The organism is Pseudoroseomonas cervicalis ATCC 49957, from assembly GCF_000164635.1.
Lineage (GTDB): Bacteria > Pseudomonadota > Alphaproteobacteria > Acetobacterales > Acetobacteraceae > Pseudoroseomonas > Pseudoroseomonas cervicalis.
Window position 1 is genome coordinate 1 of sequence record NZ_GG771147.1, and the last position, 754, is coordinate 754.

The 754-nt window shown below is 74.1% G+C and carries 1 protein-coding gene; it reads right to left on the bottom strand.

Annotated features, from left to right (window positions below; translation table 11 throughout):
* Window positions 1–79: 79 nt before the first annotated feature.
* The coding region (locus tag HMPREF0731_RS22255) for a 2OG-Fe(II) oxygenase (RefSeq protein WP_007006526.1) at window positions 80–754 on the bottom strand (675 nt) is incomplete at its 5' end.

The following is a 754-nucleotide window of genomic DNA, read 5'->3' on the forward strand; positions in this document are numbered from 1 at the left end:
GACTTCCCGTCTGAAGGCGGGGTCCGGGGGGATACTATCCCCCCGGCCGGGGGTCCAGGGGGGCAGAGCCCCCCTGGCTCTAGGGTCGGTCCAGGGGGGCGCCCCCCTGGCCCGCGACCCGGTGCAGGTTGCGCTCGCGCAGCGCCGCCGCCGCCTCGTCATACAGAAAGGGCAGGAAGGCGTAGCGGCAGCCCTTCGTCACCGGCGTCACCGCGTGCAGCAGGGAGCAGGAGAACACCACCGCCCCCCCGGCCGGCGCGCTGTAGCGGCGCGGGCCGAATTCGGGGAAGACCAGCTCGCCCCCCTCATACTCCCCGGCATTCAGGTTGACGCTGACGGCGAAGCGCCGGTGCGCCGTGCCGGCGGTGGTGTTGTCGCGATGGGCGCGGAAATGCCCGCCCTCGGCCGCGTCATAGGCGCCGACGATGTAGCGCTCGATGCGCGTCGCCTCGAACTGGAAGGCCTGGCGCAGCACCGGCACCAGCCGGGCGGAGATGCGGGCGCGCAGCCGGGCCAGCAGCGCGGGGTCCTGCAACGTGACGTCGCTGCGCCGCTTATGGCCGGGATCCTGCACCAGCACGGTGCGGCCCTGCTCATCCTCGCGCATGAAGCCGGAGGGGGCGGCGCCCAGCGTGCCATGGCTGAGGATCAGCTCGCGGCACAGCGCCGGCTCCAGCAGGCGCGGCAGCAGCAGCACCGGGGCGGGCAGCTCCACCCCGGCGTGCAAAGCGGGTGGCGGCAGGCCGCCCAGCAG